Consider the following 18,947-nt stretch of genomic DNA (forward strand, 5'->3'; position numbering starts at 1 on the left):
ACGGAATTAAGTTCTAAATATTCGCCAGGAAATGCTTGTAGTCTTCAGGATAAGTTATGTTAAAAAGAAAAAGACAATTATTATTTGCTATTGCTGCGGGAGTTATTCTTCTCGCGATCATCGGTCAGCATTATATGTGGGGAAAGACCGCCGGGAAAGCGAGCACTCAAAAGCCACCACTGATAGTGACAGTCGCTATAACTCAGCGGGTTGACTTGCCTATCGAGTTTTCTGCGCAGGGGCATCTGGTTACATTGAATCAGGTCGATGTACGTCCACAGATTACAGGCATCATCCGCAGTGTTAATTTTCACGAAGGTGACCAGGTGCGGGCGGGGCAACTCTTGTTTACGCTGGATGCCAGCGATGCAAACGCACAACTTAATCGCTATGACGCGCAAGCTGCACAAATAAGAGCATTGTTGGTGGATGCTCAGCGTGACTATATGCGTTCCAGGGAATTGGTCAAGTCTGGCTTTATTTCTGACAGCACGTTGACTAGTGCAAAGAGTAAAGTTGAAGCACTGCAGGCACAATTGGCTGCTGCAAGCGCTGAGAAGGATAGTGCAAAGATACAGGCCGGTTATACACGCATCACGGCACCGGTATCTGGCCTGGCCGGGGGCGTAAGTATCCATCCCGGTAGCCTGGCGCAGACTTCTTCGGCTACCCCACTGGTGACACTGGTGCAGATGGACCCCATTGCAATGGAATTCAACCTTCCTGAGCAAACGCTTCAGGCGATCCTGATTGCGCGTGAACAGGGTAAGGTCGGTGCAACTCTGGAAACGCAGGATCAGCAGAAGGTCGAAGGTTATGTCAGTTTTGTGAATAATAGCGTGAGCACGGATACCGGCACGATCAACTTGAAAGCCAGTTTTTCCAACACCTCACACCGGCTCTGGCCAGGTGGTTTCGCCCGGGTTACCGTGCGTGCCGGCGTCAGCAAAGCTGCAGTGGTCTTACCGCCACAAGCAGTACTGGAAGGACCTGCTGGACGGTTTGTTTACCTGCTTGATGAGCATGACAAGGTGAGAATAAAGCCCGTGAATTTATTACGCCTGCAAGATGGGAGGGCCGTACTTGAAGGTTTGTCAGGCGGTGAAAGAGTGGTACTCGAAGGGGGGCAAAATTTGTCTGACGGCGCTGTAGTGGTGGTAGAGAAAGCAAAGCGACCACCTGAAGATGAGACAGGCAGTAAGACGGTCAATCTGCCAGTCAATAATGTAGCTGGTAAGTCGCAATGAATAGCTACGAATTTTTTATTGAACGTCCGATTGCTACCATGTTGCTGTGGTTAAGCATTATTGTGGCTGGTGCAGCGTGTTGGTTGAAGTTACCTATTGCTGCTTTACCAAATTACGATACACCGACTATACAGGTTGTTGCCCGATTGTCCGGAGCCAGCCCTGAAACCATGTCGACTTCGGTGGCGACACCACTTGAAAAACAATTTTCTGCAATCCCTGGGTTGCTGGCAACAACGTCAACAAGTATACAGGGTGAGACGCAAATCACGCTGGAATTTGATCCCGGCAGACCAATTGATGCAGCCGCCGGTGATGTACAGGCAGCATTGTTTCGGGCAAGCCGTTCGCTGCCTGCAGAAATGACTACACCACCATCGTACCGCAAAGTTAATCCGGCAGACGCGCCCGTACTATTGATAGGCTTGAGTTCACCGTCAATGAAATTGACTGACCTGAATGGTTTTTCAGATAACCTGATTGTGCCCGCACTTTCAACGTTAAACGGCGTGGCGCAGGTTAACGTTACTGGACAAAAGCGCTATGCCGTCCGGGTAGAAATCCAACCAGACAGGTTGGCGGCTGTGAACCTGACTTTGCCGGAAGTAACAACCGCACTTAAAGCGGCAAACTCAAATGCGCCAACGGGGCAATTTGACGGCAAGCGCCAGATGATGATGCTGAACGTACCGGGCGGCTTGATGAAAGCAGCTGATTTTGCCAATGTCATTATCGTCAGCCGACACGGACAAACAATTCGATTACGTGATGTGGCAGAAGTTCAGGATAGTATAGAGAATACCCAGAATACCAGCGCGATCAATGGCATCAACTCCATCCTGTTGACAATACAGCGACAGCCTGGTGCCAACACCGTGGCAACTGTGGATGCTATCAAAAATATGCTGCCCATACTACAGGCGCAATTGCCTGCATCTGTCAAGGTATCGCTACTTTCGGATCGATCGATTTCCATCCGCAATGCCGTGCATGATGTAAATCTGACGATGTTGCTGACCATCGCGCTGGTTGTTATGGTGATTTTGCTGTTTTTGCGCCGCCTGGCTGCAACATTGATACCATCGATCAGTCTACCGATCTCACTGTTGGCCACGTTTGGACTCATGTATGCACTTGGACTAAGTCTCGATAATATTTCGCTCATGGGTCTTACCATTGCAGTCGGTCTGGTCGTTGACGATGCCATCGTCGTCCTGGAAAACATCATGCGTCATATCGAAGATGGCATGACGCCAGCATTGGCCGCGAGACAAGGAGTACGCGAAGTAGGCTTCACAGTAATTTCTATTTCAGTTTCACTGATTGCGGTATTCATCCCTATTTTTTTTATGCCAGGAGTAACCGGTTTGTTGTTTCATGAATTTGCGGTTGTTGTATCGCTCTCCATTGTCGTTTCTGCGGCAGTTGCCTTAACGCTGATCCCTTTAATGGTGCCCATGTTGATCAAAACTGGTCCGCGTCATGATCAGATTCCTGGCTGGAGTCGCACTTTTGAAACCATCTTTGACCGCACTCTTGCAGCTTATGGACGTGGGCTGGAATGGGCTCTTGCGCATCGTGCAATAGTTTTACTTGGTGGTTTGTCGACCGTCATATTGACTGGTGTATTGTATATCGTCGCACCAAAAGGATTTTTCCCGCAAGAAGACATAGGTCAAATTTCAGTCAATGTCGATACGCCGCAAGACATGGCGTATGACGCACGCTTGCTAATCAACCAGCAACTTGAAACTATACTGTTGCATGACGCTTCCATCAGTGATGTCGTGTCAAAAGTCGATCATGATACAACTGCTTTCACCGTCACACTGAAGGAAAAAGGCAGCAGACCACCCATGGCAGAGGTATTGACACAACTACGAAAAAAAACCGGCTTCTTGCCTGGCATTAAAGTGTTTTTCAGTCCGGTACAAAACCTGCGCATTGGGGGGCGAGGATCGAAAAGCACCTTCCAATACACACTGGAATCAGTCAGTCCGGGAGAGTTGGATGTCTGGGCGGACAAGTTGATTGCTGCCTTAAAGAAATCGGATGTGTTTGTAGGCTTGGCATCTGATGCACAAAAAGATGGCTTACAGGCCAAATTGCTGATCGACCGTGACAAGGCATCGCTGCTAGGTGTAGACATGAGTGTCATCAAGAATACTTTGTACACGGCATTCGGGACGCAGCAAGTATCAACTATTTATGCCCCGGAAGACAGTTATCAGGTCATCATGGAAATGGCGCTTGAAAACCGCCGTGATGAAACCAGCCTGCATCAAGTGTATGTCAGAAGTAACACGGGAACGCTTATACCTATCAGTGCATTGATGCGTGTTGAGCGTGCAAAAGGGACTATGGCAATCAATCATCAGGGCCAGTTGCCAGCGGTCACCGTTACCTTTGACCTCGCACCAGGTAAGTCGTTGTCCGACGCTGCCATAGCGATTGATGCTGCTCGTCAGGAGATACGGCTACCCACATTTGTGTTTGGTGCATTTGCCGGACAGGCTGCCTTGTTTCAGCAGGCACAAAGCACGCAGTTATGGCTGATTTTAATTGCTGTGGCTGTCATCTATGTCGTATTGGGTATGCTGTATGAAAGCTGGATTCATCCTGTGACGATATTGCTGGGGATACCTTCAGCAGCCGTGGGGGCGCTTCTCGCTTTGCGTATTACTGGTCTGGAACTCACGTTTATTGCCATGATAGGTATCTTGCTACTCATCGGTGTCGTCAAGAAAAACGCCATCATGATGATCGATTTTGCTCTTGATGCGCAACGGACATCAGGCATGACACCAATCGACGCAATTCGTCAGGCATGCCTGTTGCGTTTTCGGCCAATCATGATGACTACGTTTTGTGCCATCATGGGAGCACTTCCGATTGCGCTTGGTTTGGGGGCAGGAGCAGAATTGCGTCAACCCCTGGGGGTATCAATTGTCGGTGGCTTACTGTTTTCTCAATTGATTACCTTGTTCATCACACCAGTGCTTTATGTCTGTTTTGACCGAGCAACGCATACGTCTTAGAACTTGTTTACGATCTGTAGCAAGCATCAGCGGGGTCAGTGCAACATTCAGGGTAAAAAAGTGCAGCGCAAAAAGCGGAATGGTCTCTGGACCATGGGCATTTTGAGCAGCGCATGGGCCCCGCGTGGACTCCGCATGGACTCCGATCACGCACGCGCTTAAGATCGTAAACAGGTTGTAAAGCAGAGGACCTGGCGGTAGTTGCTACCAATACCGGGTCCGGATGCATTGACGAAAGTGATGAAGGCTTAATAAAAGTTCATCGTCTCTTTTCAGAAGGCACTCTTGATGACACCACCGTCGACCCGCAACGCCGCACCGGTGGTTGCCGACGCCAGTGGACTTGCCACGTAAGCTACCAGCGAAGCCACTTCCTGCGGCGTCCCGAAGCGTTTGATCAACGACGTCGGGCGCACCTGATCGAAAAACTCCGCCTCGATCTGTTCGAAGCTCTTGTCGCTCGCGCGCGCCATGCCTTCGACGAAGTCGCCAACGCCGCGCGATTTCGTCGGACCCGGCAATACGCTGTTGACTGTAATGCCGGTACCGGCTACTGATTCCGCCAGCCCGCGCGAAACAGCGAGTTGCGCGGTCTTGGTCATGCCGTAGTGGATCATCTCGGTGGGGATCTGGACCGCGCTTTCACTTGAGATGAAGATGATACGCCCCCAATTCGCCCGTTTCATCTCCGGCAGCACCAGCCGCGCAAGGCGCACGCCGCTCAGGACATTGACGTCAAAAAAACGCTGCCAATCTTCGTCGGGGATATTTTCGAAAGCCTTGGGTTCAAAGATGCCGAGGTTGTTGACCAGAATGCTGATACCCGCATGTCGCCGAACCAGCTCCTTTGCCGCCTCTGATTGACTAAGGTCAGCGACATAGCCGTGGACCGTACCGTGCGTCTCCGCACGTATGCGCTCCACCGCCTCGTCAACCCCGTCCTGAGTCCTGCCGTTGACGATAACACTGGCACCCTCCTGGGCCAGCGTAGATGCGATCGCGTAGCCGATGCCGGCCGTGCTCCCGCTTACCAGTGCCAGTTTACCGTTCAGTTGTAAGTCCATGTCGATGCTCCTTGGTTGCGCGCGGAAAAACCCGCGCGGATGGGGTACAAAGTGGTGCTCGTCGGTGGCAGAGCGGCGATCTTATTTGGCCTGGATGAAGGTTAGCACTGCCTGAATGGTAGCGTCGGGCGCTTCTTCCATCAACCAGTGGCCGGAGTTGGGAATCACTTTTTCGGTGACGTTGGTGGCGGCGTTGCGCATGACGACCGCTTCATTGGCACCGAACGATTTTTCGCCGCCGATCGCCAGTACCGGCATGCTCAGTTTGGTCTTCACGGATTCGGCGTTGTCATCGACATCCTTGCGGATCGACTGGAACTGGTTGAAGGCAGCCTTCATGGCACCAGGCGCGGCGTAGAGTTTTGCGTAGTGCGCGCGGGTGCTTTCGTCGATCTTGCCCGGGTTGCCGGCGAAGTCGTTCCAGAAGCGGTCCAGATAGATGCGTTCGCGGCCCTGGACCAGGCGCAAGGCATCCTTGCCGCCGAGATCGAAGTGCCACAAAGCGGGCAAGCGAACCATTTGTTCCCATGGCGGAATGCCCGGCACCGGCGCATCCATCACCACCAGCTTGGTGGTCTGGTCGCGATAGCGCGCAGCGTAGGCATAGGCCACCATGGTGCCGATATCGTGGCCGATGATGACGGCCTTGCCGACGCCAAGTTTGTCCAACACAGCACGGAGATCACCGGCCTGGGTCTTTTTTTCATAGCCGGTTTCGGGCCTGGAAGACAAACCCAGTCCGCGGAGATCCGGCACGATCACCTGGTGGTCCTTGGCCAGCGCAATCGCCAGCGGCGTCCACATGTCGCCGGTGTCGCCAAAGCCATGCAGCAGCACTACCGCCGGCCCGCTGCCGCCAACGCGCACATGGATGGTGACCTCCGGCGTCTTGATGTCTTCGATTTTGAAAGTAGATGGATAGGGCAGAGGTGCCGCCCACGCCGACGTAAGCTGAAGGGCGGCGGTTAGTGCGACTGCGCGGGCAAGGTTGATACGCATGATGTTCTCCTGTGGTTGAAAGCACAGTATAGCCAAGCAGTCAGGCTCAACATACACACTATCGGGTAGTATATTCCATACAATTTTCAGCATGATAGTTGCATAATAGAATTAATTTAGAATTAATTTAAAATTAACTACCAGTTGACCCGATGAAGAGTCTATTGCTTGGCTATTGCCGCGCAGCCGTGGCCTGTTGTGTGGTGTTTTGCTGCGGCGCTTTGCCGGCGGAAGGCCGGTCGCAGAGCGTTGCAACAGCGGCGATCAATTTGCATCACACCAGTTGGAGCGCGCGCGATGGCGCGCCGGAATCGATTTTGTCGATCACGCAGACCAGCGACGGCTGGCTGTGGCTGGGTGGGCCGGGCGGATTGTATCGGTTCGACGGCATGCAGTTCGAACAGTTTGCGCCGTTTAATGCGGCGTTGCCGACCCAAAACGTCAGCTTGGTGAATGCGGTGGCCGACGGTGGACTGTGGATAGGCTATCGCACTGGCGGGGCCAGTTTTTTGCAGCACGGGCTGATACGCAGTTACAGTGAGCAGGATGGCTTGCCCAACCGCGCCGTGTGGGGCTTGGAGCAGGATGGCAGTGGCCGCATGTGGGCGGCCACTGCGCTTGGCATGTTTTACCTGGACCGCGACCGCTGGCAGAAGCCAGCCAGCTCATGGGGCCTGGCTGGCGGCCGATATAAAACACTGATGCGCGATCGGCATGGCGTACTGTGGGCGCAGGGCGATGCCGGCGTGTATTCCCTCAAGCCAGGCGAGACACAGTTTGCCAGGTCAGCTGTCGACAGAGGGACCGGCGTGCTTTTCGAGCTCCCCAATGGCAATGTGATCAGTTGGGATGCGCAGCATGCGCGGCTCAATCTGCTGACAGGGCCGAGGCAGAATACAGCGTATCGGCAGTGGGGCGCCATAGGCGATCCTGGTAGCCTGTTGATCGACCGCCACGGAGATCTCTGGGTAGGTCTGCTGGAGGGGCTCGAGCTTCATACTGCGCGGGGAATCGCGCGCGCGACGCCGCGGCGGGGCTTGAGCGGGCGTGCCGTGGGCGCGATCTTCGAAGACCAAGAGGGAAATATCTGGGCGTCAACGTCAAGCGGGATCGATCGGTTTCGTCACAAACGGCTGACCAAGCTGGAGGTTCCTGAAGCGGCCATAGGCGGCGGGATTATCGCCGATGACAGCGCCGGCGCCTGGATTGGCAACTATCATGTGGTCGCCAACGAGACCGGTCAGGTGACAGCCACGCCGCTCTGGAAGCTGGGCGGCAGCGGATGGGATCGCAATCTGACCAGTTTTGCCCGCACCAGCGACGGTGCGCTATGGGGTGCTTCATTTGGAATCTTGCGGCGCTTCCAGGGCGCGGACAGTCGGCCGATTGCCGTGCCTGCCGCCATCAGCGGGGTGAAGGTGCAGGCGCTGTTGGCGGACAAGGATGACAGCTTGCTGGTGGCGCTGTTGCAGTATGGCCTGTATCGCCGCAGGCCGCAGGGAACATGGGAAAAAACAGGGGGCGAGGGCGAAGTCAATGTGATGGCCCGCTCGGACACCACCGGACTCTGGCTTGGTTATTATCCCGGCCTGGTGGTCCATGCGCAAGGCGCGCCGTGGCGTAGCTACGGTTTGGCCGAAGGCTTGGCGCTGGGCACCGTGATGGCGCTGCATCTGCACGGTGAGCACGTATGGGCCGGCGGCGAAAAAGGTTTGGCATTGTTTGGGGCAGACCATTTTCGCCAGATCAGCGGTGTCAATGGCGAAACTTTCCACGGCATTTCCGGCATCGTCGAACTGGAGAACGGCGATCTCTGGCTGAACGCCTTCGCCGGCCTGTTCCGCATTCCGGGCACGGAAATCGCCCAATTCGAAAGGCAGCGCGATTATCATGTGCAGTACGAGCGACTGGACCAACTGGATGGACTAGAGGGCAGCGCTCCCTACGTTACGCCCGCGCCGTCGCTGGTGCTGGCGTCCGATTCGCGTCTGTGGATAGCCCGATCCACCGGCATTTTCCTTCTGAATCCTGGCGAGCCGTTGCCACCTGCGCCCAAGCGGCCCGTCATCATCAAGACACTGGGACCACCCGGCGACGGCAGACCGCCGCAGTTGCCTATTCGCTTCGCGCCGGGCAGTTCCGTGTTGCAGTTCGATTACACCAGCCTGGCGCTATCGATTCCGGAACGCCTGCACTTCCGATACCGTCTGCAGGAGGTTGATGCGACATGGCAGGATGCAGGTGGACGTCGTAACGCCTACTATAGCAATCTCGCGCCTGGTAATTACCACTTCAGCGTCACCGCGACAGACTACAACGGCAAGTGGTCCGACGCCGTCACCACGGTGGATTTTTCGATCGCGCCTAAAGCGACGCAGACCTGGTGGTTCAAGGCGCTGTGTGTACTCAGTTTGCTCACGGTCGCCCACATCGCTTACCGATGGCATATCAGGCGTCTGGGCAGACAGATGGCCGGTCGGCTGCAGGAGCGGGTCAACGAGAGGGAGCGGATTGCCAGGGAGTTGCACGACACGCTGCTGCAATCAGTGCAAGGACTGGTGCTGCATGTGCATGCCGCGTTGCTGAAATTGCCGGCGAGGGATACGGCGCGGCTGCAGATTGAAACCGCATTGCAGCAGGCCGACGAGGTGATCGACGAGGGGCGGGAGCGGATACGCGAACTGCGCGGCGAAGATGCCGGGAAGCTGAGTCTTGCCGATGCAGTGCTGGCTGCGGCTGCGCGCCTGCAGCATGGCGATGCCGGCCCGGTTCGTTTGACTATTTCCGAATCCGCCCGCCAGCTCAATGCGACGATCTATGAGGACGCCTTGGCGATTATCACCGAGGCGCTGGCAAATGCCTATACCCATGCCAGGGCAACCAGGATAGAAGCTGAACTCCACTACGGCAAGCGGGAATTCCGCTGTATTCTGCGCGACGACGGTACTGGCATTCCTGCCGCCGTTCTCAACGACGGTGGTCGCCAGAACCATTGGGGTATGTGCGGGATGTACGAGCGTGCAGCCAGGATCAAGGCCAAATTGGTGGTGCACAGCTGTGAAGGCGGCACCGTGTGGCAACTGGATGTTCCGGCCGCACTGGCATATACCCGATAGGGTGATGTGCGACGGTGCTGCCGGTGATACGCTCTGGTAAAAACACAGGAGCATAGTCATGGAGAGTGGCCTGATTCGCGTCATGATCGCGGACGATCATCCCTTGATGCGCAGCGGGATCATCGCTGTGCTGTCGTCCAATCCGAAATTCTCGGTGGTGGCCGAAGCGGAGGATGGCGACTCCGCCATCGAACTGTATCAACGGTGGCGTCCGGATGTCACCCTGATGGATATACAGATGCCCGGATTGAACGGCATCGAGGTCACCAGTGCGATACGTCGTATCGACCCCGGGGCCCGCATCATCATACTGACCACGTTCGGCGGCGATGTACAGGTAGCGCGCGGACTGAGCGCCGGCGCGATTGGCTACGTCCTGAAAAATCTGGCCCGCAATGCCTTGATCGACTACATCGTTGCCGCGCATGCTGGCCGGCGGCTGTTGCCGCCACCAGTCGCGGCCAGCCTGGTGAACAGTTTTCAACTGGATAAGTTAAGTAAGCGCGAGATCGAGGTGCTACGTCTGGTAGGTGACGGCAACTCGAACCAGCGCGTGGCCGACCACTTGGGCTTGAGTGAGGACACCATCAAGGCCCACATGAAATCCATTTTGCAAAAGCTTGACGCACGTGATCGTACCCATGCTGTGACGATTGCCATGCGGCGTGGTTATTGGGAAAACTGAGAACCGTTCAACCCCCTATGGGGCGAAAAAAACTGATTTATGGCTGAGCGACCGGCACAGTATGCCATGTCTATACTGATTTTTTTGTCATTCAATGAAAGGAAGGTATCGCGATGAAAACACTATGCAGATTGTTGTTGAGTTTACTCCTTGCAGTCAGCTCCGCGCATGCGGCGCCGCTGGTCATACAGTCGGCCAGCAAGCTCAGTTTCGGCGATGCGAATACGCTGTTTGTCGCTGACTGGAAGGGCGCACGCATTTTTGCGCTACCGGTACCAGCACCTGCCAGGCCGGCTGGCAAACCGTTCAATCTGATGGATGTGCAGGCACCGATCGCCAAAGCGCTAGGGGTGGTGCCGACGGCGTTGCGCTTTGAGGATCTGGCCGTGCAGCCAGACAGCGAACTGGCGTACGTGGCACTGACCGTACGCGGCGGCAAGGGGCCGGGCAAACCCGCCATCGTCAGTATCGATGCGACGGGCAAAGTCAGGCGGCTGGATCTGGCCAGGACTTCGGGTTCGGCTCCAATTACCGATGCGCCGACGGCCGATGTCACCTTCTGGCACGACCTGCCGGAACAGACACTGACCGTGACCGACATGCGCTACTACCAGAACAAGCTGTATGTGGCTGGGCTGTCGAACCGCAGCTTTGCTTCAACACTGCGGGTGTACGACTATCCATTCAGCGGCAAGGCCAGTGCCACCACGATCGAGATGTACCATCCGGTGCACAATCAGATCGAAACCCGTGCGCCCATCCGCAGCATGACGGTGATGACCATCGACGGTGAACCGACGCTGGTGGCTGCCTATACCTGCACGCCGCTGGTCGCCATTCAACTCAAGGATTTAAAGGACGGTGCGCATATCGCCGCCAGGACGATTGGGGAACTGGGCTGGGGCAGCGCACCTAACGGTTTGGTGAGTTTCAAGATGGGCGATGCAGAATATGCCTTGCTGATCAATTCCAGCCGTTCAGCCGACTTGCTGAGCGCCACCGATCTTGCCAGTGCCGTCGCTGCGCCTGGCCTGAGTACGCCGATCGAATGGCCAGCCAAGCCCTATCTCGGCGTCAAGGCGACCATGACGCCGCTGTCGGCGGTGATGCGGATCGACAACCTGAATCCGCAATTGCTGCTGGCACTACGCCGCTCGGAAGCCGGCGGCGAGATGCAATTGGTGTCGATCCCCAAAGGTGGCTACCTGCGTCTGAGTGACTTCGTCAACGAGTACGATTTCCCCGACTACCGCTACCCGGATGGAGATAAATTCCGTGACTTCCACAAATATGCGCGCACCCTCGAGGGCTATCCTGAACTGGCTCGCTAGCGCGGCGCTGCTGGCCGTGGCACCAGGGCTGGCACTGGCCGGGGCTGGCCTGACGCCTTCCGGGCCGACGGTGGCGGAAAATCTGCTGCGGATCGAACTGCACCTCGATGGGCCACTGGCAGCGCCGCTGGATATGGCCCATGTGGCGTTGTTCGACAGCACCGGCACGCCTATCCGTGACGCTTTTCTCGACCTGCCGCTGCCCGACCAGAGTGGCAGGAACGTGACACTGTTGTTGCATCCGGGACGCATCAAGCGCGGGGTCGGGCCCAATCTCGCGCTGGGGCCCGCCTTACGAAGCGGCCAGTCCGTGACGCTGCGCATCGACGATCCGCAACTCGACCGGCCACTGGAACAGCGCTGGCTGGTAACGGCGCCACTGCGCCAGCGCATCGATCCACAGCAATGGGCGGTGCAAACAGTCCAGCGTGGAAGCCTGCAGCCTTTGCGCGTCATTGTCCCCGCCGCGCTGGACGGCGCTGCTGCAGCACAGATTGCGGTGCAAGACCCGGAGGGGCGGCGTATGTCCGGCACCGCCACACTCACGGCGGGCGAGCGGGAATGGCGTTTCACGCCAGCGCGGATTTGGCGTCCTGGGACTTACCTGTTGCGCATCCATCCACAGCTGGAAGACCCGCAGGGGAATCGTTTGTGTTCGGCGTTTGAACAGGCGGAGCGGAGCGCGCAACTGTGCAAGGACGAGGGCCAGGTGGCCTTTGTAATTGATTGAACCTAGCGCTGGTCTGGTGGTCGGCCTGCGATAAGCCGGCATCATTCGGCTTTTTTAATGCACAATGACGCAATTCGTCAGGCGCGCCTGTTGCGTTTTCGTCCAATCATGATGGCCACGTTTTGCGCCATCATGGGAGCGCTTCCGATTGCGCTTGGTTTGGGGGCAGAACAGAATTGCCTCACCCCCTGGGGCTATCAATTCAACCCTTCTGATGCCAGTCCTGAAGCTATGCTGTGGCGATGGCAAATGAAGCATCAAGCAGATCAACGGATAATGTCAGGATTCAGCACTTCCTCATCCACCCTGGGTGTTTGACCACGCAACACAGAATTGCCGCTGTACAGGGTGCGCTGGTCTATACTGGCTGGCTGGCACCAGTGGGCCTCCTGCATTTCCCGGTTCAGGCCATAGACGGCGAGGGCGTTGGCATACACAACCTGATGAATAACGTCGGCTGAAATGCCGCGGCTGGCCATCAGGCGGGCTGATTTGGGAACGGCCAGCGGATCAGATACGCCCCAGTCGCAGGCAGAATTGACGATGATGCGTTCAGGGCCATACTGGTTGACGATGTCGGCCAGCCTTTCATTGCCCATCTTGGTGGATGGATAGATGGTGAAGGCGCACCAGTAGCCACGATCCAGCACTTCTTGCACGGTTTCTTCGTTATTGTGATCAATGACGCAGCGTGCCGGATCAAAGCCACATTCTTCCAGCACATCCATGGTCCGCGTGGTGCCGCGTTTTTTATCCCGATGTGGCGTGTGTATCATGATAGGCAATTCAAATTCTATCGCCATGGCGATTTGTGCACGCAGGGCTTTGTCTTCGAGTTCGGTCTGTTCATCGTAACCAATTTCTCCCAGTGCCACTACACCTTCCTTGCCCAGATAACGTGGCATGATATCCAGCACGGCTTCGGCCAGGGCCGGGTTGTTGGCTTCCTTGGGGTTAAGGCCTATCGCGCAATAATGGCGTATGCCGAATTGCCCGGCACGGAAACGTTCGAAACCGGTGATGGTGGAAAAGTAATCGATAAAACTGCCGACATTGGTACGCAACTGCCCTAGCCAGAAGGCTGGTTCGATGACGGCGACGATACCGGCTTTGGCCATGGCTTCGTAGTCATCGGTAGTGCGCGCGATCATATGGGCATGTGGGTCTATCATCATGCCATTGCCGCCGCTGGCCAGTTGACGAAAGGCTGCCTGTCCCTGTTGTAATTGACCGGCCTGCGCCAGCAGGTTTTGCAGCATTTGCGGTGTGATGGTGCCGTTGCAGCAGGGGCAGGTCACTGTGCGGTCAGAAAACATTTCATCCACGATGCTGCTGTCAGCGACGAAATTTCCTGGGGATTTGTCTGGGTATGTGCCGTTGTTGTTCATTTGCCTGCTCCTTGTACTTTACTGATTTTCTTCAAACATGATGTCCAGAGCGATACCCTTGATATCTGCCGCGTGGACTTTATCCTTGCCATCTGGCAGTGGGCGATCAAGTATCAGCAAAGGGCCATCGGCAGCATCATCTACCGGCCTGCCGTGCGACCCCTGTACCAGGCTGGCATCCAGACCTATGACATTCATCAAACTGCGAAAACCCAGCATGCGCTTGCCCAGACGCCAGGCCACCGCCAGTTTGGGGAAGCGGATACTGGCATCGACAAATAACTCTGCCGGGTCATAGCCAGGCTTGCGATGGATTTCCACCGTGCGTGCAAAGTCCGGGGCCAGTGCATCATCCTGCCAATAATAGTAAGTGAACCAGGAACGCTGGTCGGCCATCACTACCAGCTCGCCCGAACGCGGATGATCAAGCGCCATCTCTGCCCGTTCACTACCGGCCCAGATGCCTTCGACACCGGCGACACTGCTTAACAGTTTGCGCACTGGGGCGATCAATTCCGGACGCGCAATATACACATGGGCAAACTGGTGATCAGCCACGGCATAGGCTCTGGAAGCAATAGGATCCAGCAATTCGGCACCATCTTCTTCACGTACCACCAGATAACCGGCTTCGCGCAAGATGCGATTCAGGTGGACAGGCCGGTCAACCGCCGTGATGCCATATTCTGACAAGACCATGACGCGGCGACCAGCCTGTTGCGCATGGGCGATCAGGTCTCCGGCCACTTCATCGATATCACGCAGGGATTGTTGTACTGCCGGGTTACTCAGGTCTGGACCATGCCTTTGCAAGTCATAGTCAAGATGCGGCAGGTAGACCATGGTCAGTGTAGGATCTTTTTCACTGATCGCCAGCTTGGCGGCGTCGGCAATCCAGCGACTCGATTTGATCGTGGTAGCTGGCCCCCAGAACTGGAACAGCGGGAAGGCACCGAGCTTGCTGGTCAGTTCATCCCGCCAGCCAGGGGGGGTCGTATAGCAGTCGGGCAGCTTGCGGCCATCTGCCTTGTATATGGGCCTAGGGGTAATGCCATAGTCATGGCTGGACGCCATGTTGTACCACCAGAACAGATTCGCGCAGGTGAACTTGGGGTTGCGTGCCTTACCGGCTTCCCAGATTTTTTCGCCGGTCACCAGTTTGTTGGATTGCCGCCAAAACCAGATCTCTGCCAGATCACGAAACAGCCAGCCATTGCCGACGATGCCGTGTTGCTGAGGCGGCAAGCCTGTCATCAGCGTTGCCTGCACTGTGCAGGTAACCGCCGGGGTCACGGTTTGCAGCGGCTGCATCTTGCCGCTGGCAACAAAGGTAGACAGGCGCGGGGTCAGTTCCCCCAACAGTCTGGGTGTCAGTCCAACGATATTCAACATCAACAAGCTTTGCATGCGTCTGGCCTTGCGTATTCATACTGCGATGAAGTTGGGAAATACATCCAATTCTGGCCATGGCAAAGGGAATCAGCACTCAGGCATTGCAGATGCATTGTTTCCTTATTATCAATTTAATTGCCACTTTGTGCAATAACTTATTACCGCAAAATCTTTCTTGAAGATAAATGTTGTGTAAAAAAGATATTTCTTGAAAGATGCTCAAAAGACATTGCTTATTTTGCACTAATATTTCAATATTGGTAATTATGTTTTATGAAATATGTATGTGCAAGTTTAAGCAGAGTGGCGCTGATCCTGAACCATCCGGCCAGGACGTTCGCTGCTTTCAATATGCCGATGGCAAGCCCATGTGTTTCTAAATTTGCAAATGAATGCATATCAGTTTTATAATCATTTCCAGCATGAGGCGAGAGAAAATGTGTAAGCACGAAAGAAAACTGGAAATGGTCATCCATGGAGAGGAATTATCGTGAAATTGGCTGAACTGAACAGGCTACCCGATCTGGATGTGACCGCACCGACCGCCTTGCGCGGTGCTTGGCAACAGCAACATGTGCGCGTCGATTATTCCTTCCCTGTGGTATCCACCCGCGATGCCTTTGATATTGCCAACCCTGATTTTCGTGCCGTGCTGAGCTTGCGCGAGTCCCAGCGGCGTCATCGTCTTGCCATCTTCCTGGATGAAGGCGTGGCCAGAGCCATGCCGGGTTTGGTCGAGCAGATACTTGCCTACCTGCGTTTTCACCATGAAGCAATCGAGTTGATCGGCGACATCTTCATGATGCCAGGCGGTGAAGCCTGCAAGAATGATCCGGCGCTGGTGGAAAAACTGCTGCAGGCCTTGTCCGAACGGGCGATAGACAGGCATTCATACTCGGTCGCCATCGGTGGCGGTGCCGTGCTGGATGCGGTGGGTTATGCCTCTGCCATTTTCCATCGTGGTGTGCGGCATATACGCTTCCCCACCACGGTGCTGGCGCAGGATGACAGTGGCGTCGGCGTTAAAAACGCCGTGAACTGGCAAGGGCAAAAGAATTTGATCGGCACCTTTGCACCACCCTGGGCAGTCATCAACGATGCGCGTTTTATCGATATCTTGCCCGTGCGTGAAAAACGCGCAGGGCTGGCAGAAGCCGTCAAGGTGGCACTGATACGCGATCACGCATTTTTCCTGATGATGGAAAAGCAGTTGCCTGCATTGGCTGCGTTTGACAGCCATATCCTCAATACCGTGATTGCCCGTTCAGCCAGCCTGCACATGCACCAGATTGCGCACGGCGGCGATCCGTTTGAAAGTGGTTCTGCCAGGCCGCTTGATTATGGACATTGGGTCGCGCACAAACTCGAACGCCTGACTGCGCACGCGCTATCTCACGGCGAAGCGGTTGCCATCGGCCTGGCGCTGGATGCCCGTTATTCCTGTCTGGCAGGTTTACTGCCGACAGGTGAAGATGCGCGCATATACAATTTGCTGACACGATTGGGTTTTGACTTGTGGCATCCGCAATTGCTGACACAGGATGCACAAGGCGAATTACTGGTACTGCAAGGTTTGAAAGAATTCCGTGAACACCTGGGCGGCGAATTGACCATCACCCTGCTGGCTGCCATAGGCAGCGGTGTGGAAGTGCATGAGATGGATGCAGTACAGGTACGTGCCGCGATAGACTGGCTGCAAAACCTGCATGCCGATTCAGCAGCCGATTCGGTATCTGATTTGCAGCCCGTCATGGCTACCTGAGGCAAAGGCTGATATGCAATTATCCCCGCCACTGCAAAACCTGCATTTGACTTACTGCACGAATATTCATGCGGGTGAAAGCTGGGATGAAGTGGTATCCAGTCTGGATGAAACCATTCCTGTGCTAAGAAAAAAACTGGAACTCAGTGACGGCCAGGCTTTTGGCATAGGCTTGCGGCTGTCTGCACAGGCGGCGGACAGTCTCATCGTTCCAGCAAAGCTGGATGAATTTAAAGCGCAACTGACACGCCTGGGCGCCTACGTTTTTACCATCAATGCCTTTCCATATGGGCCTTTTCATACGGTCAGGGTGAAAGAACAAGTTTATCTGCCCGACTGGCGCGATGATGAGCGCTTGCGTTATACCAGACAATGCGCGCATATCCTGGCAGCGCTTTTACCGGATGGCATGGACGGTAGTATTTCCACCGTCCCCGGTGCCTACAAAACTGAAGCACAAACAGCAGATGCACAGAATCAAATTGTCGGGCAACTGATAGCAGCAGTGGCCACGCTGGCGCAACTGGAGCAAGACACCGGTAAATACATCGCCCTGGCGTTGGAACCTGAGCCCTGCTGTTTTCTGGAAACTCTGGTCGAAACCACCGCTTTTTTTAGCCAGCAATTGTGGGCTACAGACAGCATAGCCAGGCTGGCAGATTTATGTGGCAGTACAGAAGCGGAAGCCAGCCATCTCATGCGTCGGCATCTGGGTGTCTGCTATGACGTTTGCCATGCCGCTGTTGAATTTGAAGACCCGGTGTATGCACTGCAGACCTTGACCGCCCTGGGCATACGCGTGCCCAAGATCCAGTTGTCTTGCGCCTTGCGCATTCCAGCCATGCAGGCCGATATGCTGGCTGAATTACAGCGTTTTGATGACGGCGTGTATCTGCATCAGGTTGTCGTCCGGAATCAACATGGCTTGCAGCGCTATACCGACCTGCCTGCTGCCTTTGCGGCTTATCAAGCGGGCCAGGCAGATGGTGAATGGCGTATTCATTGCCATGTACCGATATTCTGGGATGGCAATGGTCAACTGGGTTCAACCCGTGCAGAATTGCTGGCGACCTTGCAAGCCTTGCGCAAACAAGGTTTTTCAAATCACCTGGAAGTGGAAACCTATACCTGGGATGTCTTGCCCGCCCATTTAAAAAATGAATCCAAAGCCCATGCCATTGCGCGTGAGCTGGTTTTTATCATGAAAGAACTGCTGACATGAATACGATAGTGATGAACAACAGCCGCATGGGCATTTATTTGCGCCTGGGCAGGGTATCCAACCTGCCTACGGTATGGACCAATGTGCTGGCGGGGGCGATTGTCGCCAGCAGCATTACCGGTCGCTCTTTGTCCACCCTGCATACGGTGTTGGTGATGCTGGCGATCTCGGCTTTTTATTGCGCCGGCATGTATCTGAACGATGCCTTTGACAGGGAAATCGATGCCCGTGAAAGACCGAGACGGCCCATACCTTCGGGCCAAATCAGTGCCCGTGCGGTATTTGCCATCGGCTTTATATTGCAGCTTGCCGGCATCGCCATACTCAGTTATTACGGCACCTGGGCCATCGTCTGTGGCTGCGCGCTGGCCGCAACCATCTTGCTGTATAACGTCTGGCACAAGGGCAATCCCCTAAGCCCTCTGATCATGGGCTTGTGCCGCGCACTTGTTTATTTTGCTGCGGCTGCCAGCGCCATGGTCATCACCGGCGATATGGCGGATGAAAACCTGTTCCAAACCGGCGGCATCCCGCCTTTGACCAATACCGTGCTGGTGAATACCACAGTTGTGCTGGCAGCACTGGCCATCTGGGCACATGTGGTTGGTCTGACTTATGCAGCAAAGCAGGAAAGCCTGAATCGCCTTGGCAGTCTGTGGCCCTTGCTGATCCTGGCCTTGCCTGTGCTGTTATATGGCAGCCGTTCGGTCACCAGTTGGGGTGAGGGTGGCTTGCCCTTGCTGATGTTGCTGGCGCTGATTGTTGCCGACATCATTGCCGTGCGCTTATTGATCACACGCCATATCGCCGGTGCCGTACCCAGGGCGGTAGCACAATTGATCGCCGCAACATCCTTGCTCGATGCCCTGGTGATCGCAATAGCTGGTGGCGGCATCGCTGCCGTGGCTTTTTGCCTTTGCGCCTTTGTCATGACCAGGGTTTTGCAACGCGTGATACCCGGAACCTGAAGCCC

14 protein-coding genes and 1 pseudogene are annotated in these 18,947 nt (G+C 55.4%); 10 read left to right on the forward strand and 5 right to left on the reverse strand.

Annotated elements, in window-relative coordinates; genetic code table 11:
* The first annotated feature begins 185 nt into the window (after positions 1-185).
* Both ACO0K9_RS03095 and ACO0K9_RS03100 read left to right on the forward strand, forming a co-directional pair.
* Entirely contained in the window at positions 186-1,247 is a 1,062-nt protein-coding gene (locus ACO0K9_RS03095) for an efflux RND transporter periplasmic adaptor subunit (protein WP_422981640.1), read from the forward strand.
* The gene (locus tag ACO0K9_RS03100; RefSeq protein ID WP_422981642.1) at positions 1,244-4,285 is read left to right on the forward strand and encodes an efflux RND transporter permease subunit; all 3,042 of its coding nucleotides are present in this window, start codon (positions 1,244-1,246) and stop codon (positions 4,283-4,285) included. Before ACO0K9_RS03095 ends, ACO0K9_RS03100 begins: the two co-directional genes overlap by 4 nt.
* Positions 4,286-4,557: 272 nt before the next feature.
* Here the strand turns inward: ACO0K9_RS03100 and ACO0K9_RS03105 are convergent, their stop codons facing one another.
* Together ACO0K9_RS03105 and ACO0K9_RS03110 are read right to left on the reverse strand one after the other, a co-directional pair.
* Complete coding sequence (locus tag ACO0K9_RS03105) at positions 4,558-5,349, reverse strand: SDR family NAD(P)-dependent oxidoreductase (protein ID WP_422981644.1); 792 nt, start codon at positions 5,347-5,349, stop codon at positions 4,558-4,560.
* Positions 5,350-5,430: 81 nt separating this feature from the next.
* Positions 5,431-6,348, reverse strand: a complete 918-nt coding sequence (locus tag ACO0K9_RS03110; protein ID WP_422981646.1) for an alpha/beta fold hydrolase — start codon at positions 6,346-6,348, stop codon at positions 5,431-5,433.
* 152 nt (positions 6,349-6,500) lie between these two features.
* Between ACO0K9_RS03110 and ACO0K9_RS03115 the strand changes: the two genes are divergently transcribed.
* The 5 genes and pseudogenes from ACO0K9_RS03115 to ACO0K9_RS03135 form a co-directional block, all read left to right on the forward strand.
* Entirely contained in the window at positions 6,501-9,464 is a 2,964-nt protein-coding gene (locus ACO0K9_RS03115) for a two-component regulator propeller domain-containing protein (RefSeq protein ID WP_422981648.1), read from the forward strand.
* Between the two features lie 58 nt (positions 9,465-9,522).
* A complete protein-coding gene (locus ACO0K9_RS03120; protein ID WP_422981650.1) occupies positions 9,523-10,149 on the forward strand; it encodes a response regulator in 627 nt (208 codons plus the stop codon).
* 137 nt (positions 10,150-10,286) lie between these two features.
* Positions 10,287-11,480 (forward strand): hypothetical protein, encoded by a 1,194-nt coding sequence (locus tag ACO0K9_RS03125; RefSeq protein WP_422981652.1) that lies wholly within the window; start codon positions 10,287-10,289, stop codon positions 11,478-11,480.
* Positions 11,440-12,210 carry a hypothetical protein gene (locus tag ACO0K9_RS03130; RefSeq protein ID WP_422981654.1) on the forward strand — a complete coding sequence of 257 codons (771 nt, stop codon included), beginning with the start codon at positions 11,440-11,442 and terminating at the stop codon, positions 12,208-12,210. Before ACO0K9_RS03125 ends, ACO0K9_RS03130 begins: the two co-directional genes overlap by 41 nt.
* A gap of 69 nt (positions 12,211-12,279) precedes the next feature.
* Positions 12,280-12,413 (forward strand): annotated as a pseudogene (locus tag ACO0K9_RS03135) (efflux RND transporter permease subunit); the annotation flags it as partial.
* A gap of 63 nt (positions 12,414-12,476) precedes the next feature.
* Here ACO0K9_RS03135 and ACO0K9_RS03140 read toward each other — a convergent pair.
* The 3 genes from ACO0K9_RS03140 to ACO0K9_RS03150 form a co-directional block, all read right to left on the reverse strand.
* Positions 12,477-13,598 (reverse strand): TatD family hydrolase, encoded by a 1,122-nt coding sequence (locus ACO0K9_RS03140; protein WP_422981656.1) that lies wholly within the window; start codon positions 13,596-13,598, stop codon positions 12,477-12,479.
* 18 nt (positions 13,599-13,616) lie between these two features.
* Positions 13,617-15,005, reverse strand: a complete 1,389-nt coding sequence (locus ACO0K9_RS03145; protein ID WP_422981658.1) for a nucleotide pyrophosphatase/phosphodiesterase family protein — start codon at positions 15,003-15,005, stop codon at positions 13,617-13,619.
* 236 nt (positions 15,006-15,241) lie between these two features.
* The gene (locus ACO0K9_RS03150) at positions 15,242-15,466 is read right to left on the reverse strand and encodes a hypothetical protein (RefSeq protein WP_422981660.1); all 225 of its coding nucleotides are present in this window, start codon (positions 15,464-15,466) and stop codon (positions 15,242-15,244) included.
* 14 nt (positions 15,467-15,480) lie between these two features.
* Between ACO0K9_RS03150 and ACO0K9_RS03155 the strand changes: the two genes are divergently transcribed.
* The 3 genes from ACO0K9_RS03155 to ACO0K9_RS03165 are packed head-to-tail and all read left to right on the forward strand — an operon-like array spanning position 15,481 to position 18,942.
* A complete protein-coding gene (locus tag ACO0K9_RS03155; RefSeq protein WP_422981662.1) occupies positions 15,481-16,752 on the forward strand; it encodes a 3-dehydroquinate synthase in 1,272 nt (423 codons plus the stop codon).
* Between the two features lie 13 nt (positions 16,753-16,765).
* Positions 16,766-17,974, forward strand: coding sequence for a metabolite traffic protein EboE (eboE, locus tag ACO0K9_RS03160; RefSeq protein WP_422981664.1), 1,209 nt, complete (start codon positions 16,766-16,768; stop codon positions 17,972-17,974).
* Positions 17,971-18,942, forward strand: coding sequence for a UbiA family prenyltransferase (locus ACO0K9_RS03165; RefSeq protein ID WP_422981666.1), 972 nt, complete (start codon positions 17,971-17,973; stop codon positions 18,940-18,942). The genes eboE and ACO0K9_RS03165 overlap by 4 nt, the downstream gene beginning before the upstream one ends.
* Positions 18,943-18,947 lie beyond the last annotated feature (5 nt).

Source organism: Undibacterium sp. Ji50W, from assembly GCF_049340445.1.
Lineage (GTDB): Bacteria > Pseudomonadota > Gammaproteobacteria > Burkholderiales > Burkholderiaceae_D > Undibacterium.

Excerpts from the sequence above, each read along its gene's own strand:
- ACO0K9_RS03165 (WP_422981666.1), top strand. The coding sequence starts at position 17,971 with ATGAATACGATAGTGATGAACAACAGCCGCATGGGCATTTATTTGCGC.
- ACO0K9_RS03120 (WP_422981650.1), top strand. The coding sequence starts at position 9,523 with ATGGAGAGTGGCCTGATTCGCGTCATGATCGCGGACGATCATCCCTTG.
- ACO0K9_RS03100 (WP_422981642.1), top strand. The coding sequence starts at position 1,244 with ATGAATAGCTACGAATTTTTTATTGAACGTCCGATTGCTACCATGTTG.
- ACO0K9_RS03110 (WP_422981646.1), bottom strand. The coding sequence starts at position 6,348 with ATGCGTATCAACCTTGCCCGCGCAGTCGCACTAACCGCCGCCCTTCAG.
- ACO0K9_RS03130 (WP_422981654.1), top strand. The coding sequence starts at position 11,440 with ATGCGCGCACCCTCGAGGGCTATCCTGAACTGGCTCGCTAGCGCGGCG.
- ACO0K9_RS03115 (WP_422981648.1), top strand. The coding sequence starts at position 6,501 with ATGAAGAGTCTATTGCTTGGCTATTGCCGCGCAGCCGTGGCCTGTTGT.
- ACO0K9_RS03105 (WP_422981644.1), bottom strand. The coding sequence starts at position 5,349 with ATGGACTTACAACTGAACGGTAAACTGGCACTGGTAAGCGGGAGCACG.
- ACO0K9_RS03150 (WP_422981660.1), bottom strand. The coding sequence starts at position 15,466 with ATGGATGACCATTTCCAGTTTTCTTTCGTGCTTACACATTTTCTCTCG.
- ACO0K9_RS03145 (WP_422981658.1), bottom strand. The coding sequence starts at position 15,005 with ATGCAAAGCTTGTTGATGTTGAATATCGTTGGACTGACACCCAGACTG.
- eboE (WP_422981664.1), top strand. The coding sequence starts at position 16,766 with ATGCAATTATCCCCGCCACTGCAAAACCTGCATTTGACTTACTGCACG.
- ACO0K9_RS03140 (WP_422981656.1), bottom strand. The coding sequence starts at position 13,598 with ATGAACAACAACGGCACATACCCAGACAAATCCCCAGGAAATTTCGTC.